The sequence below is a fragment of the Mycobacterium persicum genome (assembly GCF_002086915.1).
GTDB classification, from domain to species: Bacteria; Actinomycetota; Actinomycetes; order Mycobacteriales; family Mycobacteriaceae; genus Mycobacterium; species Mycobacterium persicum.
On the sequence record NZ_MWQA01000001.1, the window covers coordinates 3,173,404 to 3,196,544 of the forward strand.

26 protein-coding genes are annotated in these 23,141 nt (G+C 65.5%); 13 read left to right on the plus strand and 13 right to left on the minus strand.

What is annotated here, in order from left to right; genetic code table 11:
- Positions 1-459 (plus strand): 50S ribosomal protein L9, encoded by a 459-nt coding sequence (rplI, locus tag B4U45_RS14525; protein ID WP_075545949.1) that lies wholly within the window; start codon positions 1-3, stop codon positions 457-459.
- Positions 460-501: 42 nt separating this feature from the next.
- On the opposite strand, the gene B4U45_RS14530 is transcribed toward rplI, so the two are convergent.
- Positions 502-786 carry a hypothetical protein gene (locus B4U45_RS14530; protein WP_075545950.1) on the minus strand — a complete coding sequence of 95 codons (285 nt, stop codon included), beginning with the start codon at positions 784-786 and terminating at the stop codon, positions 502-504.
- 372 nt (positions 787-1,158) lie between these two features.
- Here B4U45_RS14530 and dnaB point away from each other — a divergent pair, with 372 nt between their 5' ends.
- Complete coding sequence (gene dnaB / locus B4U45_RS14535) at positions 1,159-2,970, plus strand: replicative DNA helicase (protein ID WP_075545951.1); 1,812 nt, start codon at positions 1,159-1,161, stop codon at positions 2,968-2,970.
- Between the two features lie 39 nt (positions 2,971-3,009).
- On the opposite strand, the gene B4U45_RS14540 is transcribed toward dnaB, so the two are convergent.
- Entirely contained in the window at positions 3,010-3,648 is a 639-nt protein-coding gene (locus tag B4U45_RS14540; protein ID WP_241780188.1) for a cytochrome P450, read from the minus strand.
- Positions 3,649-3,719: 71 nt separating this feature from the next.
- On the opposite strand from B4U45_RS14540, the gene B4U45_RS14545 reads away from it, so the two are divergent.
- The 5 genes from B4U45_RS14545 (at position 3,720) to B4U45_RS14565 (ending at position 7,501) form a co-directional block, all read left to right on the plus strand.
- The gene (locus B4U45_RS14545; protein ID WP_183154948.1) at positions 3,720-4,223 is read left to right on the plus strand and encodes a hypothetical protein; all 504 of its coding nucleotides are present in this window, start codon (positions 3,720-3,722) and stop codon (positions 4,221-4,223) included.
- Positions 4,224-4,239: 16 nt separating this feature from the next.
- On the plus strand, positions 4,240-4,764 hold the full coding sequence (locus B4U45_RS14550) for a nitroreductase family deazaflavin-dependent oxidoreductase (RefSeq protein WP_075545953.1): 525 nt from the start codon (positions 4,240-4,242) through the stop codon (positions 4,762-4,764).
- Between the two features lie 190 nt (positions 4,765-4,954).
- Positions 4,955-5,122, plus strand: a complete 168-nt coding sequence (locus B4U45_RS14555; RefSeq protein WP_158006316.1) for a hypothetical protein — start codon at positions 4,955-4,957, stop codon at positions 5,120-5,122.
- 237 nt (positions 5,123-5,359) lie between these two features.
- A complete protein-coding gene (locus tag B4U45_RS14560) occupies positions 5,360-6,076 on the plus strand; it encodes a hypothetical protein (protein WP_075546001.1) in 717 nt (238 codons plus the stop codon).
- Positions 6,077-6,286: 210 nt separating this feature from the next.
- Positions 6,287-7,501 carry a cytochrome P450 gene (locus B4U45_RS14565; RefSeq protein WP_075545954.1) on the plus strand — a complete coding sequence of 405 codons (1,215 nt, stop codon included), beginning with the start codon at positions 6,287-6,289 and terminating at the stop codon, positions 7,499-7,501.
- 33 nt (positions 7,502-7,534) lie between these two features.
- Here the strand turns inward: B4U45_RS14565 and B4U45_RS14570 are convergent, their stop codons facing one another.
- Together B4U45_RS14570 and B4U45_RS14575 are read right to left on the minus strand one after the other, a co-directional pair.
- Entirely contained in the window at positions 7,535-8,065 is a 531-nt protein-coding gene (locus B4U45_RS14570; protein ID WP_082275286.1) for a zinc-dependent alcohol dehydrogenase, read from the minus strand.
- Positions 8,066-8,141: 76 nt separating this feature from the next.
- Positions 8,142-8,567 (minus strand): alcohol dehydrogenase catalytic domain-containing protein, encoded by a 426-nt coding sequence (locus B4U45_RS14575; protein ID WP_082275287.1) that lies wholly within the window; start codon positions 8,565-8,567, stop codon positions 8,142-8,144.
- 205 nt (positions 8,568-8,772) lie between these two features.
- On the opposite strand from B4U45_RS14575, the gene B4U45_RS14580 reads away from it, so the two are divergent.
- From B4U45_RS14580 to B4U45_RS14595, 4 genes are all read left to right on the plus strand, one after another.
- Positions 8,773-8,994 carry a ribbon-helix-helix domain-containing protein gene (locus tag B4U45_RS14580; RefSeq protein WP_075545955.1) on the plus strand — a complete coding sequence of 74 codons (222 nt, stop codon included), beginning with the start codon at positions 8,773-8,775 and terminating at the stop codon, positions 8,992-8,994.
- Positions 8,991-9,383 (plus strand): PIN domain-containing protein, encoded by a 393-nt coding sequence (locus B4U45_RS14585; RefSeq protein ID WP_075545956.1) that lies wholly within the window; start codon positions 8,991-8,993, stop codon positions 9,381-9,383. Before B4U45_RS14580 ends, B4U45_RS14585 begins: the two co-directional genes overlap by 4 nt.
- A 120-nt stretch (positions 9,384-9,503) precedes the next feature.
- The gene (locus tag B4U45_RS14590; RefSeq protein ID WP_089025005.1) at positions 9,504-10,577 is read left to right on the plus strand and encodes a glycoside hydrolase family 6 protein; all 1,074 of its coding nucleotides are present in this window, start codon (positions 9,504-9,506) and stop codon (positions 10,575-10,577) included.
- Between the two features lie 188 nt (positions 10,578-10,765).
- Positions 10,766-11,935, plus strand: a complete 1,170-nt coding sequence (locus B4U45_RS14595) for an AAA family ATPase (RefSeq protein WP_075545958.1) — start codon at positions 10,766-10,768, stop codon at positions 11,933-11,935.
- A 2-nt stretch (positions 11,936-11,937) separates the two neighbouring features.
- Here B4U45_RS14595 and B4U45_RS14600 read toward each other — a convergent pair whose 3' ends face one another.
- On the minus strand, positions 11,938-12,378 hold the full coding sequence (locus B4U45_RS14600; protein WP_219859421.1) for a hypothetical protein: 441 nt from the start codon (positions 12,376-12,378) through the stop codon (positions 11,938-11,940).
- A 215-nt stretch (positions 12,379-12,593) separates the two neighbouring features.
- Entirely contained in the window at positions 12,594-13,508 is a 915-nt protein-coding gene (locus tag B4U45_RS14605; RefSeq protein ID WP_075545960.1) for a ribonuclease Z, read from the minus strand.
- Positions 13,509-13,596: 88 nt separating this feature from the next.
- On the opposite strand from B4U45_RS14605, the gene B4U45_RS14610 reads away from it, so the two are divergent.
- A complete protein-coding gene (locus tag B4U45_RS14610) occupies positions 13,597-14,316 on the plus strand; it encodes an NUDIX hydrolase (RefSeq protein ID WP_075545961.1) in 720 nt (239 codons plus the stop codon).
- Between the two features lie 64 nt (positions 14,317-14,380).
- Here B4U45_RS14610 and B4U45_RS14615 read toward each other — a convergent pair whose 3' ends face one another.
- The 6 genes from B4U45_RS14615 to B4U45_RS14640 all read right to left on the minus strand — a co-directional run bounded on the left by B4U45_RS14615 (position 14,381) and on the right by B4U45_RS14640 (position 20,253).
- The gene (locus B4U45_RS14615) at positions 14,381-15,049 is read right to left on the minus strand and encodes a CPBP family intramembrane glutamic endopeptidase (protein WP_244174297.1); all 669 of its coding nucleotides are present in this window, start codon (positions 15,047-15,049) and stop codon (positions 14,381-14,383) included.
- 180 nt (positions 15,050-15,229) lie between these two features.
- Positions 15,230-16,417, minus strand: coding sequence for a glycosyltransferase (locus B4U45_RS14620; protein WP_075545963.1), 1,188 nt, complete (start codon positions 16,415-16,417; stop codon positions 15,230-15,232).
- Between the two features lie 23 nt (positions 16,418-16,440).
- A complete protein-coding gene (locus tag B4U45_RS14625) occupies positions 16,441-17,652 on the minus strand; it encodes an acyl-CoA dehydrogenase family protein (protein WP_075545964.1) in 1,212 nt (403 codons plus the stop codon).
- 27 nt (positions 17,653-17,679) lie between these two features.
- Complete coding sequence (locus B4U45_RS14630) at positions 17,680-18,285, minus strand: TetR/AcrR family transcriptional regulator (RefSeq protein ID WP_075545965.1); 606 nt, start codon at positions 18,283-18,285, stop codon at positions 17,680-17,682.
- A gap of 106 nt (positions 18,286-18,391) precedes the next feature.
- A complete protein-coding gene (locus B4U45_RS14635; RefSeq protein ID WP_075545966.1) occupies positions 18,392-19,609 on the minus strand; it encodes a GNAT family N-acetyltransferase in 1,218 nt (405 codons plus the stop codon).
- A 239-nt stretch (positions 19,610-19,848) separates the two neighbouring features.
- Complete coding sequence (locus B4U45_RS14640) at positions 19,849-20,253, minus strand: nitroreductase family deazaflavin-dependent oxidoreductase (RefSeq protein ID WP_075545968.1); 405 nt, start codon at positions 20,251-20,253, stop codon at positions 19,849-19,851.
- Between the two features lie 206 nt (positions 20,254-20,459).
- Here B4U45_RS14640 and B4U45_RS14645 point away from each other — a divergent pair, with 206 nt between their 5' ends.
- Positions 20,460-20,684 (plus strand): DUF2905 domain-containing protein, encoded by a 225-nt coding sequence (locus B4U45_RS14645; protein ID WP_075545969.1) that lies wholly within the window; start codon positions 20,460-20,462, stop codon positions 20,682-20,684.
- A gap of 56 nt (positions 20,685-20,740) precedes the next feature.
- On the opposite strand, the gene B4U45_RS14650 is transcribed toward B4U45_RS14645, so the two are convergent.
- Positions 20,741-22,978 (minus strand): NADP-dependent isocitrate dehydrogenase, encoded by a 2,238-nt coding sequence (locus B4U45_RS14650; RefSeq protein WP_075545970.1) that lies wholly within the window; start codon positions 22,976-22,978, stop codon positions 20,741-20,743.
- Positions 22,979-23,141 lie beyond the last annotated feature (163 nt).

Here is a 23,141-nt window from a genome sequence, read left to right on the forward strand (position 1 = left end):
ATGAAGCTGATTCTGACGGCTGACGTTGACCACCTCGGTTCCGTCGGCGACACAGTCGAGGTCAAGGACGGTTACGGCCGCAATTTCCTGCTGCCCCGCGGCCTGGCGATCATGGCCTCACGCGGTGCCCAACGCCAGGCCGACGACATTCGCCGTGCCCGCGAATCCAAAGCGGTGCGTGACCGCGAGCATGCCGACGAAATCAAGGCGGCCATCGAAGCGCTGGGCCCGGTCGCACTGCCCGTCAAAACGGCGGGCGATTCCGGCAAGCTGTTCGGTTCGGTGACCGCGGGCGACGTCGTCTCGGCCATCAAGAAGGCGGGCGGCCCGAACCTCGACAAGCGGATCGTCCGGCTACCCAAGGCCCACATCAAGGCGGTGGGCACGCATCCGGTTTTGGTGCACCTGCACCCGGAAGTCGACGTCGAGATCTCAGTCGACGTCGTCGCGGAATCCTAGCGGCCCTCGGCGCCAGGAGTCCTGGGCCGGCAATCACATTCTTCACATGGGTCGCTGGCGGCCCCGGTGCACACCGGGGCCGTCCAAGCCCGCCGGAGCTGTCCACCCCGGCGTAGCCCATCGATGCCCCGACTGGGTTGTCGGTTGCTCGTAACCGGCCGCCGGCCCGCCCTGCACGGCACCGAAAAGGTTGCCGCTGGCGAACTTTTCCGATGGTGCCTTGGCGCGGTCGCCGTTACCAAGGCTTAACTCGCTGAAAATCTCGGCGAAAACCAACACGCCCGAGGCGGTAACCTGGACCGACACGCCGAGGAGATTGTTGTCCACACAATACGTGTGCCGTTGTATGGCGGTTATCTGCAGTGATGTCGGAACAACCCGCATTGATCCACAGGTTTTGCACACCCCGTTCAACACTGGGGTCAACGGATATGCACACACCATGCACAGCTTCATGAACAACGGCCCCTTGGAGGACCGGCCAGCAACGTTTACCGTCGTCCCGGCGCATTGGGATGTGGGTGCTCGCGGGCGGTCAATTGAGCTGCGGCGGCGACGGTATCGGCGTGACGTAGCGGCCACTTGATGGTCGGCCATTTGAGGTGGGAGCGGGGATTGTTGTCGGAGCCTTGATTTACGCTCTGATTATCGGCGGTCGAATGTGTGTTCGGATGCTCATGTCGGAGGAGGTGAGGGCCCATGGCGGTCGTCGACGATCTTGCACACCCCGGAATGGATGCCCCGCCTCCCAGTGAGGACTTCGGCCGCCAACCCCCGCAGGACCTTGCCGCCGAACAGTCCGTGCTGGGCGGGATGCTGTTGAGCAAGGACGCCATCGCCGATGTGCTGGAACGGCTACGGCCCGGTGATTTCTATCGTCCTGCCCACCAGAACGTCTACGACGCCATCCTCGACCTGTATGGGCGCGGCGAGCCGGCCGACGCGGTGACCGTCGCTGCCGAACTGGACCGTCGCGGGCTACTGCGCCGCATCGGCGGCGCGCCGTATCTGCATACCCTCATCTCGACGGTGCCGACCGCCGCCAATGCGGGCTATTACGCCAGCATCGTCGCGGAAAAGGCGGTACTGCGCCGGTTGGTCGAGGCGGGCACCCGGGTGGTGCAGTACGGCTATGCCGGTGCCGAGGGCGCCGATGTGGCCGAGGTGGTCGACCGCGCCCAAGCGGAAATCTACGACGTCGCCAACAGGCGGCTGTCGGAAGACTTTGTGCCGCTTGAGGATCTGCTGCAGCCGACGATGGACGAGATCGACGCCATCGCGTCCAATGGCGGTGTCTCGCGCGGTGTGCTGACGGGCTTTAGCGAACTGGACGAGGTGACCAACGGCCTGCACCCGGGGCAGATGATCATTGTCGCGGCGCGCCCGGGAGTGGGCAAGGCGCTGGCGCTGGACACGCCGCTGCCCACACCGGCCGGTTGGACCACGATGGGCGACGTCGCCGTCGGCGAGGAATTGCTCGATGCCGACGGCTTGCCGACGCGGGTGGTCGGCGCGACCGACGTCATGTTGGGACGCCCATGCTATCAGATCGAGTTCTCCGACGGCACAACGATTGTCGCTGATGCCGAACATCAGTGGCCGACCGGCCAAGGGATCCGAACCTCAGCTCAATTGCGGGGTGGGCTGGACACGATCGCGCCGGCCGGCTCCATGGTGCGGTGCGCCGGATACCGGCCCACCGCCACGCTGGCACCGGTTTTGCGGGTCGTCTCGGTACGCCGGGTGCCCAGTGTCGCGGTGCGCTGCGTTGAGGTGGACAACGCCGCGCACCTTTATTTGGCCGGCCGCGGGATGGTGCCGACCCACAACTCCACCCTCGGGTTGGATTTCCTGCGTTCGTGCTCGATCAAACACCGCCAGGCCAGCATCATCTTCTCATTGGAGATGAGCAAGTCCGAGATCGTGATGCGGCTGTTATCGGCGGAGGCCAAAATCAAGCTCTCCGACATGCGTTCGGGCCGCATGACCGACGATGATTGGACGCGCCTGGCCCGGCGGATGAGCGAAATCAGCGAGGCGCCACTGTATATCGACGACTCGCCGAACATGACGATGATGGAGATCCGCGCCAAGGCGCGCCGGCTGCGGCAGAAGGCCAGCTTGCGTCTGGTCGTCGTCGACTACATGCAGCTGATGACCTCGGGCAAGAAGCACGAGTCGCGGCAGGTCGAGGTGTCGGAATTCTCGCGGCAGCTCAAGCTGCTCGCCAAGGAACTCGAGGTTCCGGTGGTCGCGATCAGCCAGCTCAACCGCGGCCCCGAGCAGCGCACCGACAAGAAGCCGATGTTGTCTGATCTGCGCGAGTCGGGAAGCCTCGAACAAGATGCTGACGTCGTCATTCTGCTGCACCGGCCGGACGCCTTCGACCGTGACGATCCTCGCGGGGGAGAAGCGGATTTCATTCTCGCCAAGCACCGTAACGGTCCGACCAAGACGGTGACCGTCGCACACCAGCTGCACCTGTCACGGTTCGCCAACATGGCTCGGTGAGCATCCTCGACCCCATTCACACGTCGCAGCAACTTCTTGTCACGCGCCGCCTTCGCGCTTACCCGGCGTGAAGGTGACCGGCATCGATGTCAGCTCGTTGGAGAAGTTTGACGTCAAGCGGGTAATCGGGCCGGCGAATTGCATGTCGGGCACCCGTCGCATCAGCTCTTCGAACAGCACCCGCAGTTCGAGCCGCGCCAGTGCGTTACCCAGGCAGAAGTGCGCGCCGCCGCCGAAAGCCTGATGGGGAGGTTTGTGCCGAGACACGTCGAAGCGGTCGGGGTTGTCGATTGCCTCCGGGTCACGAGACCCGGCCGGATACCACATCGCGACCCGTTCGCCCTCCCGCAGACGGTGCCCACCCACTTCGGTGTCGCACTGTGTCGTTCGAGTGAAGTAGACGATCGGTGTGACCCAGCACAACATCTCCTCCACGGCGTTCGGGATGGCGTCCGGGTTGTCGACGAGCTTTAAGCGCTCGCTTTCGTTTTCGATCAGGGCCCGCATGCCCCCGGACGCGGTGTTTCGGGTGGTGTCGTTGCCGGCGAACATCAAGATGCCGAAGAAGAAGGTCGCCTCGGCCTCGCTGAGGCGCTCGCCGTCAACTTCCGCGGCGATCAACCTGGACACCAGGTCGTCGCCGGGATTCGCCTTGCGCTGCGCGGTAAGTCCCGTCATGTATCCACCGATTTCGATCAAGGCGCCCAACCCCAACTGCGGGTCGGCGGTCGCCGCGGCTCGAGCCGGAGATGGACAGCTACTTCGATGCTGTAGCGAACCAAGGGCCGGTGCTGCCGTTTCATTGTGGTTTGCTCGGCGATGGCATCAGTTCGCAGACGAACTGGCTCGGTGAGCTGCTGGTGCATGGAGGCGACGTCGCCCGCGCCGTCACGGCCCCATGGGAACTCCCCGAACGCGACATGCTGCTGGTGTTGCGCGGGCTGATGCAATTCGGTTCCGGTTCCGCCTATTTGCGCGCCGGGCTATCGCCGCACACCGACATCTGCGCTGCGATCGACGTTCCTGAGGCGCGGCCCTACGTGATTCACGTCCACGCTGGTACCGCCGAATTCCGCGTGCGCCGTCCCGGCGATCGCCCCGATGCGGTCTTGCGGGCGCCAGCCTCGACGTTGGCGCTGCTGCTCTACCAACGGATCGGACCACTGACCGCCGCTCGCAAAGGCTTGCGCACTGTCGGTGGACGCCGCCCGTGGCGAGCGTTGAAGCTGCAATCCTGCTTCGAACCGATCTGACAGAAAGGTGACGGCTATGGTCCGGGATGTTTTACCCGAAGCGCGGTGGACCCGAAACGACATGCCGCTGTTGCTCAAGCCGTATTACGGATTCGCCGGGACCACACTCGGGTCGCGCTTGGTCCAACGGGTCATCGCACCCATCGATGACTGGCTGCTACGCAACTCCGGGGGCCGCGCCACAATCGTTGGGTCCGCCGCGATGCGAGTACTGGTGCTCACCACGACCGGACGCAAATCCGGACGACGCCGTGACAACGCCTTGACCTACATTCGTGACAACGATCGGTTGTTCGTCCTGGGCAGCAATTTCGGGCAACCCCACCACCCGGCATGGTCGTCAAATCTCCTCGCGCACCCAGAGGCAACAGTGACGATCGCCGGATCGGTGATACCAATAACCGCGACCCTGCTGACCGGCGACCAACGCGAGCACGCCCTGGCGCTCTTCCTTGCGCTGTCGATCTACCGCAGGTATCAATCGCGCACCGACCGCGAGCTCAGGGTGTTTGCGCTGAGACGGCGCGCCGAAAATCCTTAGCCGGCAAGCTAACCCGCGTTTCACCAGCGCTGCTGATCCCGCCACGAATGCCCAAACGCTCACGACTCCGAGTCAAGAACGGGCCGCTTGGGCCGGGCACGGCGCCGAAACCGTCCGCAACGCCATCGCCTCGGCCCTTCACGCTGCCGAACCGCTGTGCCGGCCGTGGACCTGAAACCAGAGTGGCGCGATGGCCCATCATGCCCAACGGTGCGTCGAGACCCGACTCCCGGCCTACTTCTGCAACCCGCACAGCCAACCAACCGCCGAACGTCAGCAGCAGATCGACCAGTTAATCTGCAAACTCGGAGTCAAGCCGATCGTCACCCGCCGTGCAGTCTGCGACGAAACCTTCTGAGACAAGGGATTTCATTCCCTTGGGGTGAACGCACACAAACTCGCGCGCTTGTTCTTGGGCAACCGGCGTCCAGGGCACGGTTGCAGCCGACGGACCTGGGGTTGGCGCTGCTGCGCGCGGGCGACGGTGGCCCCGATTCGAAACCCTGTCTGGCGACGTAGCTCATCGCCTGGATTGTCTGCCATCCCATTGGCGCTGTCGCCCACCGGAGACGACGCCGAGCCATACACTTGCCGCGTGAACATCAGCAAAGCCATTGTCGGTGCAGCGATGGCCCCTGTCCGGGCCGGTGTCGCGGTGGCCGACGCCGGACTCGCCGTTGCGGCCATGGCGCTCGGGGCTGTGAAGCAGTCCTTGGGGGAGGAAGGCCCGAAGACCGTGGATCCGATTACCGACCTATTTCCGTTGCGCGGGGCGCTCGTTGGTGCCAACCGAGTTGCCGAATTAACCGAAAACGACCGGGCGATGGGGCGCGCTCTGGTCCGCGGCGGGCCGGCGGACAAGCTGATGCGCCCGGGTGGGGTTGTCGACCTGTTGACCGCGCCCGGCGGTTTACTCGATCGGGTGTCCGTTGAAGGAACCGCGCTAGAGCGGATCCTGGCGCCCGGTGGGCTCGCTGATCGGCTGCTCGCCGAGGAGGGACCGTTAGAGCGGATGTTCGCCGAGGACGGCATTATCGAGCGGATGTTCGCCGAGGACGGCGTCATCGACAAGCTGCTGGCTAAGAATGGACCGCTCGAACAATTCACCGAAGCCGCTGAAATCCTGAGTCGGCTACAGCCCGCCGTGGAGAGGTTGACGCCCACCGCCGACACCCTCGAGTCGGCAGTCGATACCCTCAACAGGATGGTCAACTCGCTGAGTGGCATCACAGATCGCATTCCGCGGCGGCGGTCGACGCGGCCGACGGCGCGCTCGAAGCGCAATATGGACCAGGATGCCATCGATCAGTGAGCCGAGCGGCTCACGGACTCACCACCGCTAAAGTATGGCGGCCGGCCCGCCACCCCGCTCAGACGCGGCAGCGGCATTTGCGGAGTTAGCCCCGGGCACCCTGGGCCAGACGCGCTTCGCGTGGCTTTGGCGGGATTTCTGAGCTTCATGGAAGGCGGCACGCTTGACGAACGAGCAGAGCAGCAGACGGGTAGAGTCCCGATACTGACAATGACTGCCACCATCGACCCGGCCGAGTTCTTCGGCGACGCGGCCATCCAGGACCCTTACCCGCTGTATGCCCGGCTGCGGAGTGACGGCGGCGTTCATCGCGTCGGCGATTCCGAGTTCTATGTGGTCAGCAGCTGGGCGGCGATCACCGATGTGGTCAGCCGGCCCGAGGTCTTCTCGTCGAATCTGACCGCGACCATGACATTCACCCCTGCGGGTGGGGTCGTCCCGTTCCCGATGGACGGCGTGGGCGGCCGGACCCACATCCTGGTCACCGCCGACGACCCCGTGCACGCCTCGCACCGCAAGTTGATGGTCGGCCAGTTCACCGCCAAACGGGTGCAGGCGTTGCAGCCGCTGATCACTCGGGTATTCGAAACGCTCTGGGCCACAGCAGCTTACGACGGCACCATCGAGTGGATGGACGCCGTCGCCAACCGGTTGCCGATGAGCGTTGTCGCCGACCTGATCGGTGTCCCCGAGGCCGATGCCGACCAGCTGGCGCGGTGGGGTTATGCCAGCACCCAGCTGCTCGACGGGCTGATGTCGGTCGACGAGCTGGCCGCGTCGATGGCCGCGATTGGCGAGTTGAGCGCCTACATTACGACACGTCTGCGGCTGGCCGCGACCAGCCCGCGTGATGACCTGATGGCTGTGCTGGCGAAGGCGTGCGCGGCCGGCGAACTCGACGCCTTCACCGCACAGCTGATCCTGGTCTCGCTGTTCAGCGCTGGCGGGGAGTCGACGGCATCGCTGCTGGGCACCGCGGTGGCCATTCTGTCCACCGATGCGGCGCTGCAGCGGCGGCTCCGCGACCAGCCGGATCTGCTCGGTGTCTTCATCGAGGAGACCCTGCGGCTGGAGCCGCCGTTCCGCGCGCACTACCGCCATGTCCTGGGCGACACCGAACTCGCGGGTGCCGCGCTGCCGAGGAACTCCCGGGTGCTGCTGCTGTGGGGCGCGGCGAACCGCGATCCCGCCCATTTCGAGGCGCCGGACAAATTCCGGCTGGACCGTCCGATTAGCAAGGGGCACATGAGCTTCGGCAAAGGCATCCACTTCTGCCTGGGGGCGCCGCTGGCGCGGCTCGAGGCGGCGACCGTGCTGCGGATGCTGCTGGACCGCACCGAGTGGTTCGAGGCCGCCGACGTCGGCCCGTGGCTACCCAGCGTGCTGGCGCGCCGGCGGGAGTTCCTGCGGTTGACCCTCGGCTGACGTCGGCGGGGCGCGTCCCGCCGGCGTCGAGCCTCAGGAACCGGTAACCATGACTTTCCCGCACTCGCGGCTCTGGGTGAGCAGCTCGAATGCCGCCTCGGCCCGGTCGAGTGGGAAGCGGTGGGTGATCAGTGCCGAGAGGTCCCGCCGGGCCAGCAGGTCGACCGCATCCTCGAACCGAGTCGGATATTCCATGGAGCCGCGGATGGTCAACTCCTTCATCAGCACACTGAGGAAGTTGACCGGTACCGCCTGATAGTGCAACGCCACCACGCTGATCCGCGCACCGGGCCCGGCCCGGTCGATGATGTCGGTGAGCACCGGGTCCGACCCGGACGCCTCGATGAAGGCGTCGGTGGCCGGTGCGCGTCCGTAGGGCAGCGATCGGGTTCCGTGCAGGCGTCCCCGTTCGCGCCACACCTTCGTCTGGTTCGGATCAATTGCCGCCGACGCGCCGAGGAGCTCGGCGAGCCGCCGTCGCTTGGCCGACGGATCCACCCCGACGATCCCGCTCAGTCCACGGTCCGCCAGGGTGGTGATCGCAGCCAACCGATTGGGCCGCAACCGAACACCGCGGCAGTGTCAGCGGGAGAGACATCGGCCTGCTCGGCGGCGTGCATTCCCACCGCGACCGGTTCCGTCAGGGCCGCGACATCCATCGCCATGCCGTCGGGAATCCCGATGAGCCGTCCTCCGGCCGCGGCCTCCCGGACCAGCACCACATCGGCCAGGCCGCCGACGGCGCTGCCCCGCCGATCCGGCCCAATACATCGTTGCCGGGATGGACCACAACCCGCTGGCCCGGTGCCAGCCCGGCGACCTCGGCCCCGACCTGCCGCACCACCCCGGCAAACTCATGCCCGAGTGGCATCGGCGCCCCGCCCGGTCCGGCGAGTCCGCCGAGGCGGATGTAGGTGAGGTCGCTACCACAGATGCCGCAGGCGTGGACCTCCACGAGAGCGTCCCGCGGACCGCAGGGCGCCAAGTCCACGCGATCGAGCGATATGCTCCCCGGCGAATGGACGCGAACCTGCCGGGTAGTGGGTAATGGTGGCACGGACGTCATGCGCCCGCGAGACTATGCGCAACGCTGTCGCCGGACAAGGTCCGTCTGGTGTCCGGGGAACGGGGTCGGAACCGCGCTGCCCCGGATCAACGGTCCCCCCAATCTGCGCTCCATCCGGGTTGGCGGCTGCGGTGCTGCCCGGAACGGTGCCGGCAGCGAAATCCTGCTGTATACAGCATCTCGCGAACTGACGTATGTTCGGAGCATGAAGCGACTCCAGATCTACATCGAGGAGGAGATGGACCGAGCGCTAGGAGTCGAGGCACGACGTACGCGGAAGTCGAAAGCGGCGCTTATCCGAGAGTACGTGGCCGAACGCCTCCGACAACCTGGTCCAGATCCGGTCGATGCCTTCATCGGATCGTTCGACGGGGGAGCCGACTTGTCTGCATCCGTTGACGATGTGCTGTACGGAAAGCGCGAATGATCTTCGCTGACACATCCTTTTGGGCGGCGCTGGGCAACGCCAAAGATGCCCGGCACGAGATCGCGAAGAATCTGTGTGCCAGCAAGCCACCAGTTGTTCTGACCTCTAACCACGTCTTGGGCGAGACCTGGACACTGCTGAACCGCCGCAGAGGTCATCGGGCCGCCGTCGGCGCCGCCGCGATCCGCTTCAGCGCGGTCGTTCGCGTCGAGCACATCACCGCCGATCTCGAGGAACAGGCTTGGGACTGGCTGGCCCGGCATGACGAGCGAGAGTACTCGTTCGTGGACGCGACGAGTTTCGCACTGATGCGCAGGAAAGGCATCCGTAATGCATATGCATTCGACGATGATTTCAGCGCAGCCGGATTCGTCGAACTAAGACCGTGAATGCCGGTCGTCTCGAATTTCGAATCGCGAGAAAGCCAGATCCCCCTCCGCCGGCGACGTGCCAGTCGCGGAAGACGCGGCGACGGGTGAGAAAAGCTCGGGTGACCCGTTACGAGATAGATGGGCGCCCGCAGCCGTCGTCGAGGATTGGCGTTTCTTACGTCGCGGCACTATTTTACTGGCGTGATGTCAATAGCTGCAGGTGCTGTCGCTCGGTGGATCACCCCTTTTGTGGCGGTTGCGGCCGTTGCCGGCCTGGTTTCTGCCGGTGCCGTGCATGTCGGTGCCGCCCCTGAGGTGCGTCTGGTCGATGCGGGAAACCCGCTGGCTGGACAGCCTTTCTACGTGGACCCGGCGTCGGCGGCCATGGCCGCCGCGCGCAACGCCAATCCGCCGAGTCCGCAGCTGACCGCCGTCGCCAATACCCCGCAGGCGTACTGGCTTGACCAGGCATTTCCAGCCGGTTCGGTAGGCGCGAGGGTCGCCGGATACACCGGCGCGGCACAGGCTGCCGGCAGCGTGCCGATTTTCGCGCTCTACGGAATTCCGCATCGCGACTGCGGTAGTTACGCGTCCGGCGGGTTCGCGTCGGGGGCGGACTACCGCCAGTGGATCGACAGCATTTCGTCCGGCCTGGGCGGCTCGCCGGCGGCGATCATCGTCGAACCCGATGCACTCGACATGGCCGACTGCCTGTCGGCTGACCAGCGCCAGGAACGCTTCGATCTGATCCGCTACGCGGTGGACACCCTGACCCGCGATCCGGCCGCGGCCGTATATGTCGACGGCGGACATTCGCGGTGGTTGAGTGCCGAGGAAATCGCCGCCAGGCTCAACCAGGCCGGTGTCGGCCATGCTCGAGGGTTCAGTCTCAACGTCTCGAACTTTTTCAGCACCGACGAGGAAATCGGTTACGGCGAGGCGATTTCGGGGATGACGAACGGTGCACACTACGTGATCGACACCTCGCGCAACGGCGCCGGACCTGCGCCCGACTCCGCACTGAGCTGGTGCAACCCCGGCGGGCGTGCTCTCGGCACCCCGCCCACCACGGCGACTGCGGGCGCGCACGCCGACGCCTATCTGTGGGTCAAACGTCCCGGCGAATCCGACGGATCATGCAACGGGGGCCCTTCGGCGGGTCACTTCGTGAGCCAGTACGCCATCGATCTCGCCCAAAACGCGGGCCAATAGGACCACCCGGGTAGCGCGCGGTCACTGTACCCGTGGGTGGTCAGGCGCGACGATACGGCCGAGTCAGCGTCGACCGGGAAACGTCGAAGAAGGCGGCCGTTCAGCAAGCGGCGGTTGGCCGAGGGTCGCAACAAGCGTTTCGGGGACCTATCCGTGGGACGGCGTGGACATTGGATTAGCGTGGCCAGGTGCTGGGTACGGTCGCGGTGGAGAATTACCGCTCGCTGCGCCAGCTGGTCGTTCCGTTACGCCAGCTCAACGTCGTAACCGGTGCCAACGGCACCGGCAAGTCCAACCTGTATCGAGCGTTGCGCCTGCTGGCGGACTCGGCCCGCAACGGCGCGGTGGCTGCGCTGGCCCGCGAAGGCGGGTTGCGCTCAACGATATGGGCCGGGCCGGCGGTGATCGGTAAGTCGGTGCGCCAAGGGCGTCATCGGGTTCAGGGCACGGTGCGAACGGAGTCGGTCAGCCTGAAGCTGGGCTTTGCCGGTGACGAATTCGGCTATGCACTGGACCTCGGACTGCCCACTGCCACGCGCACGGAGTTCGGGCTCGATCCGGAGGTCAAAGTCGAGGCGCTGTGGGTCGGTCCGGTGTGGCGCCCCGCCACGGTGATTGCTCAGCGCGGTGGCCCGACCGCACGGGTGCGAGACGGTGACGGTGGCTGGCATGTGATCGCCGACGTGCTGCGGCCTTTCGACTCGATGCTCAGTGAGCTGGCTGACCCGGTGCGGGCGCCGGAGTTGATGCAGCTGCGGGAGCGGATGCGCAACTGGCGGTTTTACGACCAGCTGCGCACCGACACCGACGCGCCCGCGCGGCAACCCCGAATCGGCACGCGCACACCGGTATTGGGTAACGACGGTGCGGATTTGGCCGCAGCCTTGCAAACGATTCGAGAGATCGGCGACGATGAGGCGCTCAGTGATGCCGTCGAACGCGCGTTTCCGGGCAGCAGTGTCGATATCCGCAATGCCGAGGGCCGCTTCGAACTCGTGCTGCACCAGCCCGGGATGCTGCGGCCACTGGGCGCTGCCGAGTTGTCCGACGGCACACTGCGATATCTGCTTTGGGCCGCAGCCCTGCTGACGCCACGTCCACCTCAGCTGCTGGTGCTCAACGAACCCGAGACCAGCTTGCACCCCGAGTTGTTGCCCGCCTTGGCATCGTTGATCGCCACCGCGTCCGAGCACAGCCAAATTGTCGTCGTCACCCACTCCGAGCCGCTTGTCGCGACCCTGCAACAGGCCGCGGACGTGCACACCGTCCGTCTGACCAAAGAACTCGGCGAGACCCGCATTGCCGGCCAGCGTCTGCTCGACCAACCGCCATGGCATTGGCCGCCGCGCTACCGCTAGAGCTAGCCTCGGTTGCTACCACCGGCCTGCACGTGAATGTTCCTGGCGCCCTTGGCGTTGCGCAGGCCGGAGCAGTTCACGCAGCCGACGCAGCCGACACAGTCGGTACAACGCACACATCCGACACAGGCCACGCACCGGGCGCAGGCGACGCATGCCAAGCATGCCACGCATTCCCGGACGGCTATGCACAGCACACTCAGCGCGCTGGCAATCACCGCGACACTGCCCGCGATAGCCGCCGACCCGGCGACCGCGACACCACCCGCGGTGGCGACCGACCCCGCCACTGCGACACTGCCCGCGGTTGCCCCCGACCCGGCGACGGCGGCGCTCCCGGCGGTCGCGATGGAGCCCGCGACGGCCACACTGTCGCTACTGGCCAGCGAACCGACGATGGTGTCAGTGTCGGCGGTGACCGCCGAGTCCCAGGGAATTACCATGCGCCCATCTTCGCAGTTACCTTCCCGCTGCGGTGCCGCTCGGGACCTTCGACCCCTGCACACGCGTGACGTTGGACTGGCGAGGTGGCTGAAGCCGACCGTAGCGTGACCGCAGCGATCGACGGGGAGAGGCAGGCTCCGGGTTCTTCGCTAGCACACAACCGCAGCCCTACCACCGCGTTAAGCAGCAGCGCGTGTTCCCGATCCCGCCGCACCTACCGCCGCTGGGGGACCGGTATCCGAGCCAGGTCCTCCGCGATGACCAGGTCGCCATCGAAAACCTCAGCCGCCTCGTCGCGGTAACACCGGGCGTCGGGGTAGCGCTGGGAGAAGTGCGTCAGCACCAGCCGCCGTACCCCGCACTCTGCTGCCACCCGCGCCGCCTGCCGCGCGGTCAGATGCCCGTAATGTGCGGCCAAGTCCGAGTCCTCGCTCAGGAAGGTCGCCTCGATCACCAATAGGTCCACGCCCTCAGCCAGAGCGTAGACCGCGTCGCACAACCGGGTATCCATCACGAAGGCGAATCGCTGGCCACGGCGTGCCTCACTGACTTCTGACAAATCGACGGTGCGCCCGTCGATGTGGACCGACCCGGCCCGGTGCAACTCGCCCACCGCGGGCCCGGCGATGCCAAAGCGCGCCAGCAGTTCGGGCACGAACCGTCGACCGTCGGGCTCGATCAGTCGGTAGCCGATCGCGTCGACGGAATGATCGAGCTTTCGTGCTTCCAAGACTCCGAACGCTCCCGTCGCCACCGGGCCGTCTGCGGCAACCGGCTCTGCATGCACGTTGGCGCGGTCGTGGAAAATGCAGGCGTGGTGCAGCCGCGCGAAGAACTGTCGCCCCGAGGCCGGGAAGTAGGCGTGCACCCGGTGTTGTGCGTCGTCGAGCGAGAGCCGTTGCACCACGCCGGGCACGCCCAGGCAGTGGTCGCCGTGAAAGTGCGTAAGACATAGCCGCGTCACGGCGGTGAGGGGCACACCGGCGAGCAGCATTTGCCGTTGAGTCCCCTCGCCGGGGTCGAACAGCAGCCGCTCCTCGTCCCAGCGCAGCAGATAGCCGTTGTGATTGCGGTGCCGGGTAGGCACCTGACTCGAGGTGCCGAGCACAATCAGCTCCCGGACTGACACAGTCCGAGACTACGGCCCGCTAAGAATTTCGTCGCCCGCCGCAGGCAGAAGCTGGTGACATCCGGCGTCCTCGTCCTATCGTCGAGCCGTGACGATCAGCTACGACGACGCGTTACGGGAGCAGATCCGGGTACACCTGGCCGGCCACGACCGCCGCGCGGTGACCGACCCGACCAAGCGCCACGCTGCCGTCGCGGTGCTGCTGGTCGACTCCGAGGTCGGTGAGGACGGGGTGGATCCGGTGCCGGCGGACGAGCGGATCGCCGGCTGGCCACCGCCCGAGTACGGCCTTGACGCCCGGATGGTAGACGCGTCTGGCGGCGCCGCTTTTCTCTTGTGCCGCAGAGCATCTCGCCTCACTTCGCATGCCGCGCAGTGGGCGCTGCCCGGAGGCCGGGTGGATCGGGGGGAAAGCGCGGTCGATGCCGCACTGCGGGAACTCGACGAAGAGGTCGGCATCCGATTGTCCGACTCGACGGTGCTCGGCCTGCTCGACGACTACCCGACGCGGTCCGGATACGTCATCACCCCGGTGGTGATCTGGGGTGGCGGGCGGCTGCAGCCCCGCCCCGCGCCCGACGAGGTGATGGCGGTGTACCGGGTGGGGCTTCACCAACTGCAGCGCGACGACTCGCCGCGATTCATCACGATCCCGGAGAGCCCGCGGCCGGTCGTGCAAATCCCGTTGGGCAACCACCTGATCCACGCGCCCACGGGTGCGGTGCTGCTGCAACTGCGGTGGCTTGGCCTGGAAGGCCGCCCCGATCCGGTCGACGAGTTCGAGCAACCGGTATTCGCCTGGAAGTAGGAGGCACGCCGGCGATCGCCTGAAATCCGTGGTCGCCCTGAGGATTGCGAGCCCGGGGTTTGCCTCACTGCATCGGAATGACCCCAGCCACACCAAGCATCAAGATGATGCCCGGCAACAGGTTGGTCACCTGGTGCGCGACGATGCTGGCCAACAGGCCACCGGAATACAACCGCGCCAGTGCGATCGGGATCGCCACCACCACCAATAGCGGAGCTCGGGTGAACTCGAGATGAGCCAGCGCGAACACCACGGTGGTTATCACCAGCGCAGCCCACCGCCCCCAGCGCCGATCCACCGCTCCCCAGAGCAGCCCCCGAAAGATGACCTCCTCGCCCAGCGGCCCGACGAACACCACAAGCGCAAACACGGCCACCGCCCATGGCCAGGAAGCCTGGACGCCACTGAAGACGCTGGCGACAGCGGATTTCGCGCCCGGACCGGTGACCTTGGCGTAGAGCACCGAGGCGGGCACCGTGACGAACAGCCCGCCGAAACCGAACAGCAATCCCAGCCTCACACCGTGCCACGACCAGTGCAGCTTCAGGTCGGTGCGGGGACCATTGCCGCGCAGCGTCGTGATGAGCACGGCCAGCCCGGCCGCGATCACGGTGGGGGCTCCCACCGCCAGTGCAAGCATTCCCGCAGACAACGGGCCCCTACCGGCGAGGACGACGACGAATGCGGCCGAGGACAGCAAGTAGACCAGCCCCACCAGCAAGAAGGCGCCCAGACCCCAGCGAGGTGCCGAATCGGAAACCGGTGCCGAAAACCCTAACGGCCCTGGCGCAGCCGTCTCATCGACGCGATCTGTTTCCACGGCCGTGACGCTACCGCTTCCCGTCAGCGCGGGCACGTCACGGCCTGGACAGGCAGCCGGTCCGCAAGATCGGCGAGTCGAACGCACCAGTGATCACCCGACGCGTCCCAGCCGGGCGGCATCTTCGAGCAGATCAGCGGCCAGGGCAACGCTTTTCGCCGGTGCGATCAGTTGCGCGGCGACCTCCCGCGCCCGAGCGACGCGTCGCGGAGTGAGGACCGAACGCAGATCTGCGACCAGAGTGTCTTGGGTGGTGGTCGAAAACGCCCGTCCCGCGCCGACTCCCAGCTGATCGACCCCGGCTGCCCAGACCGGCTGGTCGAGCCAGAACCACAGGATCAACGTGGGGATTCCGGCCCGCATCCCCGCGGCCGTGGTGCCGGCACCGCCATGGTGAACGACCGCGCGGCAGCCCGGATAGACGGCCGTATGATTCACCGCGTCTACGATCTTCAGGTGGCCGGCATGGGCGATGCCGCGGAAGTCGTTGACGCCGCCGCAAATAAGTGCCCGCTCACCTAATTCGGCACAAGCAGCACTGATCATGGCAACCGTGTCGACCGGGCTGTCGATCGGTGTGCTGCCGAAGCCGAAATAGATGGGTGGCGTCCCCGCGGCCATCCAGGACAAGACCTCGTCGTCGGCGCTCGTCGGTAGCTGCAGCGTCAGCGCGCCGACGAAGGGCTGCCGCCCATGCGGTGCTAGCCAATCGGCTGCCGGTCCGGGCAGGCAGAGTTCGTCGTAGGCCTGGATTTCCAGCATCGACGGTGGTTCGTCGGCCTCGGGTAACCCCAATGCCTGCCGTTGGGCTTCATCGACCGCCGCGATGATCAGCGGCGACATCCCGCCGGAGGCCCACAGACGTGCTGGGAAGAGGTGCAGCGCTGCCGCTGGAATACCGTGGTATTCAGCGACATTGGCGGCCAGACGTTGTTCGTTGAAGCTGGCCAACAGCAGATCGGCCCCGGCCGCCAGTGACGTCAGAACCGCACTCTTGTCCGCGTTGACCCGGGTGACATGCTCGATCACGTGAGACAGCAGGCCGATCGGATTGCGGGTCTGGGCCACCAAGTCGCGGACGAGATCCATGGCGGGGTTCATCTGTTCGCGCGAGTCCGGCCCGTAGGCCACGCCAACGAGTCCTGCTGATTCGACAAAGCTGACCATGTTGGGCGGCACCGCCATACAGACGTCGTGACCGCGCCGCAGCAGTTCGCGAGCGACGGCTGTGCAGGGCTCGATATCGCCGCGGCTGCCATAGCATGCCACCACGACCTTCATCACGGATACCTACCGTGCGGCGGTCATCGGATGGGCAACCCGGTCAGCGCGCGCGAGATCACCAGGCGCTGAATCTCGCTGGTCCCTTCGAAGATAGTGAAAATTTTGGCGTCACGGTGCATCCGCTCCACCGGGTAGTCACGGGTATACCCGTTGCCGCCCAGGATCTGGATGGCCTCATCGGTGACGTACACGGCCGTCTCACTGGCTACCAGCTTGGCCATCGAGCCCTCCGCCGAATCGAAGCTCTGGTTGTTACGCGCCATCCAGCCGGCCCGCCACACCAGCAGCCGGGCCGCGTCGATCCGGCTCTTCATGTCCGCCAACTTGAATGCCACAGCTTGGAATTCGCCGATCTTTCGACCGAATTGCTCACGCTGGCAGGCGTATTCGAGAGCATATTCGTAGGCGGCGCGGGCCACGCCCACCGCCATCGCTCCCACCGTGGGCCGGGTGCGTTCGAAGGTCTTCATCGCCGCCTGACCGCCCACCGAGGCGCCGGATTTCGCCCGGGCGATCCGCGCCTCGAATTTTTCCCGGCCGCCGAGAATCAAGTCTGCGGGCAGTCGCACGTCGTCGAGCATCACCTCGGCGGTGTGCGAAGCGCGGATGCCGTGCTTCTTGAACTTCTGTCCCTGGGCAAAGCCTTTGGTGTTCGGCGGGATGATGAACGTGGCCTGGCCGCGGGTGCCGAGCTCCGGATAGACCGACGCCACCACGATGTGCACGTTGGCGATGCCGCCGTTGGTGGCCCAGGTCTTGGTGCCGTTGAGCACCCACTCACCGGCCGCCTCGTCATAGCGTGCGCGGGTGCGGATGGCGCCGACGTCAGAACCCGCGTCGGGTTCCGAAGAGCAGAACGCGCCCAGCTTGGGATCGTCGGCGGTGCCGAACATCTCGGGCAGCCAGCGACCCAGTTGCTCCGGAGTTCCGTTGCCGGCCAAGGCCGCCGCGGCCAGGCCGGTGCCCATGATCGACAGCGCGATGCCGGCGTCGCCCCAGAACATCTCCTCGAAGGCGGTCAGCATGCCCAGTCCCGTCGGCTCCGCTGCCTGCTGCCCGAAGAAGTCGGGGGAGTACAGGCCGACCTTGGCCGCCTCCTGGATGACCGGCCACGGAGTCTCTTCCCGTTCGTCCCACTCGGAGGCGGCCGGGCGGATCACTTCGGTCGCGAACTCGTGCACCCAGTCGCGCACCTGTATCACGTCGTCGCTCAGTTGCAGTGAGAATGTCATGGCTCTACTCCTGAAATAGTTTGGTGCTCAACGGGTCGCGGCGTACTGCGCGAGGACGCTTACCGTCTGGTTGACCCACGCCTCGAAATATCGCTCGTCATCGATGTTTCCGGGGGTTCGGCCGGTCAATGCTTGCAGCGTGGCGGCGTGGGACAGGGACGCGATTGCGACGGCGGCGGCCGCTTCCGGGTCGGGGATCCGGGTGCGACCGGAACGGTTGGACGCGGCCAGTTCGTCGGCGAACCGCTGATAGGCATTGTCAGTGATGACTTGCCAGGTCTTTTCGTCGAGATCACCGAGCGCATCGGGCTCGCGCAGCATGACTTTGAGTAGGTCTTCGCTGTGTTTCAGGTTGTTCCAGATCAGCCGCCCTGCGGTCCGCACCGCCTGCTCGACGGTGTCTGGTTGCCCCGCGTCGTACTGCTTCCGCGCGGCCACGATGCTGTCGATACGGTGCGCTACCGCGGCCTCGAGCAGTTCACGCTTGGAGCCGAAGTGCTTGTAGAGCGCGCCCGATCCGGGCGCCAGCCCGGACGCCCGCTGGATATCGGCAACTGACGTGGCCGCGTACCCCTTGGCGGCAAAAAGCTTCAGTGCTGCCGACAGCAAACGGTCGCGTCCCGAGGCGGGCATAGTGAGAGAGTACTCACTCACCTGCGGTGTGGCAAGCGTGCTAGGGCGCACGATGCCAGACGCGACGACAACGATGTCCCCTTCGGAACCGCAGAACCTCAGCGCCTCAGAAAAAGAATCCGGCATGCGGTGTCTCCGGCACCGCGAACAGCCGATCCGCCGTGGCGAGTGCGGCTGCATCGTCGGCGCGTACCAGCCCGGCCACCGCGAGGCTGCGCCAGGTGGCGCCCCCGAGCAAAACGGCGGCAAGCCCGTGGACGCCGATGTGTAGCTGCGGACGCTGCTGAGTGGGTTCGGCGCCGTCGCCGGTGATTGTGAAGCTGACCGAATTACTCGGCAAGGCAGGGTCGTTGACGGCAACGGTGACGGAGCCGTCGCCCGCATATCGGCGTGCGGAAAGCACCTGGTGCGCGTCGACGACGCGCAGCCATGTCTCGTCGTATATCCGGGTGACCTTCGCGGCCCGCCGGTCGACAAGCAACCACGGCAACGGATCGTCAACCGGGAGCATCCAGAACACCACGCGGTCAATGAGATCCAGCCCCAGCAGAAATCGCAGCAGGCCCAAATAGGCATCCGTTGATGGGGCGAAGAAGTCCTCGACCGCGATGGTGCGTTGTTCGCTGACGAACCAGGTCTCAGTATCGAGGGGGCGGTAGCGGACGAAACCGGATTCCGCCCCGGGCTCACCGTGCACCGCGACATACCAAGGCCCAGAGTATGCTTTGGCGCGCAACCGCAGACCCCGCCACCAAACCGGTGCGCGCTCAACGGTTCCCGGCCGGGGAGACCGGTTTCCGGCGTAGATTCGGGGCAGCACGTCCCATGCTTGCGCGGTGTCGAGCAGCCGAACCGGCCCGCCGGCTCCGACGCCTGGACGTAGCGCGGCCCGTCGCGTATCCACCTCCACGCTCTGCGATGAACTCGCCACGCCGTAGCCAAACCGCTCATAGATCGTCGCCTCGGAGGCGCGCAGTGTCGCGACCACCTCTCCCCGGGCGGCGATGTCGTCTAGCTGATGACGGACCAGCTCGGTGGCGATACCTCGACGGGTGTACGACGGCAGCACCCCGATGTGCGTCACGGCGGCGTGCGGCACCACCGCTCCGCCGGGAAGTGTCAGTCCGCAGGTCACGGCATCAGCAGTGCCGACCAGCTGTCGTCCAACGAAAGCGCCCACCGTACGGCCTGGCTCGAACAGCGTGGTGAGCTCGCCTGGCGGCAGGTCCGGCGGGGGTGGCAACCCGACCATGGCGGCGCGGAAAATTCCAGCAGCCGCGACGAGGTCGTCTTCGCCGTCGAGAACACGGATCTCGATGCCCACCAGGCCATCATGGCTGGTGCCCTCGACATTAGCGCGAGTGGCTCGGGTGAAGCGACTTTGGTCGGCCGATTGGGGATAACGGCCTTCACCGGCGCCCGGACACGCGTCGTGTGGTTCTGGACGACTTGTACCAGAACCTGGTTGCCATACCGGTCGGTGAAGCGCCTTATCGACTCAGCGCTCGTCACCGGGCCCTTCGGGATGGCCGGCGATGTTGGCGCAGATCTCGCGGACCCGAATCAGTTCGGCGCGGGCGGCGTGGCCCCGGCCGCCAACTTCAGATAGCTCCTGACGTTGAACCGATCGAAAGTACGTTTCCGGCCAGGGGCCAGCTGCCCGGCTACAGCCGCGGCATCAAGGATCTGCGGATCAATTGCCTCATACGTTTCTCCGTGCACGTGAACAGTGGCGTGCCCCGCAGCCAAGACATTTCGCAGCCAGTCGGTGTCTGTGCCGTAGGGCAACGGAATGACGAGACCCTGATCTACCCGTTCGGCCACCACGGGGGTGGCGTACTTCTTGCCAGTGTATCGACCGGTGTGTTCAATAACGCTGGCGTACCAGTACTTTCGGCCGGCCACCAGCATCATGGCCGGATTCAGCACGTGCTTGTTGAACACTCGCACGGTATCAAGGACCGCCATGACCAACCTTCTTTCTCGGTGGAGGAGCGATTACCGGCGAACGAAATATCCTCGCGCAGTAGGCCCTTCAGATCTGCCCATGGTAGGTCTGCTGGCGCAGAGGTCCTAGGGCCTTTGGTCCCATGCCGCGCAACGTGAGTGGGTGCCTAGTCAATGAGGAGGACGGTTATGATCGGTGCCGACCGACTTATCGGGTGGGAGGTCCAATGGGCCGCAACGTAGGTCCGTTCATCGTGGTGGCCGGAATCATCATCGCGGTGTTGGGTGTCTTGACGTGGGTCGGCGGCCTCTGGTGGGTCGGACGGCTTCCTGGCGACATCAGAATCGAGCGCGGAAACGTGCGCATCTACATCCCGGTGGTCTCGATGCTGGTGATCTCGATTGTCGGCAGCGTGGTGCTGACAATCTTGCTGCACCTGTTTCGCCGATGACGCCCGGCCAGCCGAGCCTGCGTGGCTGCGCGGCCAACGAGGTGAACGGGCGTATGTCAGCCGTGCGCGGCCGCCAACGCGTCGTTGAAGGTCTTGCTCGGTCGCATCACCGCCGTGGTCTTCTCCCGGTCCGGCGCGTAGTAGCCGCCGATGTCCGCCTCTTCGCCCTGAACCGCAGCGAGTTCGGCGATGATGGTTTCCTCGTTCTTGGCCAACGCATCGGCCAGGGGTGCGAAGTGTTCCCGTAGCTGCTGGTCCTCGTTCTGCGCGGCAAGTTCTTGCGCCCAATACATGGCGAGGTAGAACTGACTTCCCCGGTTGTCCAGCTCACCGGTCTTGCGCGACGGGCTCTTGTTGTTGTCCAGCAGCTTGCCGATCGCGGCATCCAGCGTCTTGCCCAGGATCTTGGCCTTCTTGTTGCCCGTCTTGGCGCCCATGTCGTCCAGGCTGGCGCCGATTGCCAGGAACTCGCCGAGCGAATCCCAGCGCAGGTGATTCTCCTCCACGAGTTGGTGGACGTGCTTGGGCGCCGAACCGCCGGCCCCCGTCTCGTACATGCCGCCGCCGGCCATCAGCGGAACGATGGACAACATCTTGGCGCTGGTGCCCAGCTCCAGGATCGGGAACAGGTCGGTGAGGTAGTCGCGCAGGATGTTGCCGGTAGCGGCGATGGTGTCCAGCCCGCGGATCAGCCGCTCCAGCGTGTACCGCATGGCGCGCACCTGCGACATGATCTGGATGTCGAGTCCGTTGGTGTAGTGGTCCTGCAGATAGAGCTTGACCTTCTTGATCAGCTCGTTCTCGTGCGGGCGGTACGGGTCCAGCCAGAACAACACCGGCATTCCGGAGTTGCGGGCCCGGGTGACCGCCAGCTTGACCCAGTCGCGGATCGCCGCGTCGGTGACGGTGCACATGCGCCAGATGTCGCCGGTTTCCACATTTTGGGTCAGCAACACTTCGCCGGTGTCGAGGTCCACGATGTTGGCGACGCCGTCCGCGGGAATCTCGAAAGTCTTGTCGTGCGAGCCGTATTCCTCGGCCTTTTGCGCCATCAGCCCGACGTTGGGCACGGTGCCCATGGTTCGCGGATCGAAGGCGCCGTTGGTCTTACAGAAGTTGATCAGTTCCTGGTAGATGCGGGAGAAGGTGGACTCCGGCATCACGGCCTTGGTGTCCTTGGGCCGCCCGTCGGCGCCCCACATCTTGCCGCCGGCGCGGATCATCGCGGGCATCGACGCGTCGACGATCACGTCGCTGGGCGAATGGAAGTTCGAGATACCTTTGGCCGAATCCACCATGGCCAGCTCGGGGCGGTGTTCGTGGCAGGCGTGCAGGTCCCGGATGATCTCGTCGTGCAGCGACGCCGGCAGTGACTCGATCTTGTTGTAAAGGTCGACCAATCCGTTGTTGACGTTGACTCCCAGCTCATCGAACAACTCCTGGTGCTTGGCGAAGGCGTCCTTGTAGAAGGTCCGCACCGCGTGGCCGAAGACGATGGGGTGCGAAATTTTCATCATCGTCGCCTTGACGTGCAAGGAGAACATCACGCCGGTCTTACGCGCGTCCTCCATCTGCTCCTCGTAGAACTCGACCAAGGCCTTCTTGCTCATGAACATGCTGTCGATGATGTCGCCTGCGCCCAACGACACCTTGGGCTTGAGCACCAGCGTCTCGCCCTGCTTGGTCACCAGCTCCATCTTCACGTCACGCGCCCGGTCCAGGGTCATCGACTTCTCGCCGTGGTAGAAGTCGCCGTGCTTCATGGTCGCGACATGGGTGCGCGAGGCCATCGACCACTCGCCCATGCTGTGCGGGTGCTTGCGGGCATATTCCTTGACCGCCTTGGGTGCGCGACGGTCGGAGTTGCCCTCCCGCAGCACCGGATTCACCGCGCTGCCCAGGCATTTGGCATAGCGGTTGCGGATGTCCTTTTCCTCGTCGGTCTTGGGATCTGCCGGGTAGTCCGGAAGCTTGTAGCCCTTGCCCTGCAGTTCCTTGATCGCCGACACCAACTGCGGTACTGAAGCGCTGATGTTCGGCAGCTTGATGATGTTGGTCTCCGGTAGTTGCGTCAGCCGTCCCAGCTCGCCCAGGTCGTCCGGGACCCGCTGCTCCTCGGTCAGGTAGTCGGGGAACTCGGCGAGAATCCGGCTCGCCAGGGAGATGTCACTGCTCTTGATCTTGATACCCGCCGGCTCGGCGAAGGTGCGAAGTATTGGCAGAAAGGCGTAGGTCGCCAGCAGCGGCGCCTCGTCGGTCAGGGTGTAGATGATGGTCGGCTGCTCGTCGCTCATCTGTGTTTCTCCCGGCGTCGCTATTGATCGGATTTCGAGGGCTCAGCGTTGGATCGGCGCCTAACCAGTATCGCGGCTCCATTGTGCCGAAAATCATCCGGGAAGTGTTCACTGCGTCGGCTATCAGCAACCGCACGCGGCGGACCAGGCTCCTCGGGGGTGG

Bases quoted from the DNA above. Each gene is read 5' to 3' on its own strand.
- B4U45_RS14630 (WP_075545965.1), bottom strand. From the start codon at position 18,285: ATGCCCGCCTCGGGACGCGACCGTTTGCTGTCGGCAGCACTGAAGCTT.
- rplI (WP_075545949.1), top strand. From the start codon at position 1: ATGAAGCTGATTCTGACGGCTGACGTTGACCACCTCGGTTCCGTCGGC.
- B4U45_RS14550 (WP_075545953.1), top strand. From the start codon at position 4,240: ATGGTCCGGGATGTTTTACCCGAAGCGCGGTGGACCCGAAACGACATG.
- B4U45_RS14600 (WP_219859421.1), bottom strand. From the start codon at position 12,378: ATGGTAATTCCCTGGGACTCGGCGGTCACCGCCGACACTGACACCATC.
- B4U45_RS14650 (WP_075545970.1), bottom strand. From the start codon at position 22,978: ATGAGCGACGAGCAGCCGACCATCATCTACACCCTGACCGACGAGGCG.
- B4U45_RS14620 (WP_075545963.1), bottom strand. From the start codon at position 16,417: ATGAAGGTCGTGGTGGCATGCTATGGCAGCCGCGGCGATATCGAGCCC.
- B4U45_RS14590 (WP_089025005.1), top strand. From the start codon at position 9,504: ATGGGCGCCCGCAGCCGTCGTCGAGGATTGGCGTTTCTTACGTCGCGG.
- B4U45_RS14565 (WP_075545954.1), top strand. From the start codon at position 6,287: ATGACTGCCACCATCGACCCGGCCGAGTTCTTCGGCGACGCGGCCATC.
- dnaB (WP_075545951.1), top strand. From the start codon at position 1,159: ATGGCGGTCGTCGACGATCTTGCACACCCCGGAATGGATGCCCCGCCT.
- B4U45_RS14575 (WP_082275287.1), bottom strand. From the start codon at position 8,567: ATGACGTCCGTGCCACCATTACCCACTACCCGGCAGGTTCGCGTCCAT.
- B4U45_RS14640 (WP_075545968.1), bottom strand. From the start codon at position 20,253: ATGGCGGTCCTTGATACCGTGCGAGTGTTCAACAAGCACGTGCTGAAT.
- B4U45_RS14545 (WP_183154948.1), top strand. From the start codon at position 3,720: ATGGACAGCTACTTCGATGCTGTAGCGAACCAAGGGCCGGTGCTGCCG.
- B4U45_RS14645 (WP_075545969.1), top strand. From the start codon at position 20,460: ATGGGCCGCAACGTAGGTCCGTTCATCGTGGTGGCCGGAATCATCATC.
- B4U45_RS14585 (WP_075545956.1), top strand. From the start codon at position 8,991: ATGATCTTCGCTGACACATCCTTTTGGGCGGCGCTGGGCAACGCCAAA.
- B4U45_RS14540 (WP_241780188.1), bottom strand. From the start codon at position 3,648: ATGACGGGACTTACCGCGCAGCGCAAGGCGAATCCCGGCGACGACCTG.
- B4U45_RS14625 (WP_075545964.1), bottom strand. From the start codon at position 17,652: ATGACATTCTCACTGCAACTGAGCGACGACGTGATACAGGTGCGCGAC.
- B4U45_RS14555 (WP_158006316.1), top strand. From the start codon at position 4,955: ATGGCCCATCATGCCCAACGGTGCGTCGAGACCCGACTCCCGGCCTAC.
- B4U45_RS14580 (WP_075545955.1), top strand. From the start codon at position 8,773: ATGAAGCGACTCCAGATCTACATCGAGGAGGAGATGGACCGAGCGCTA.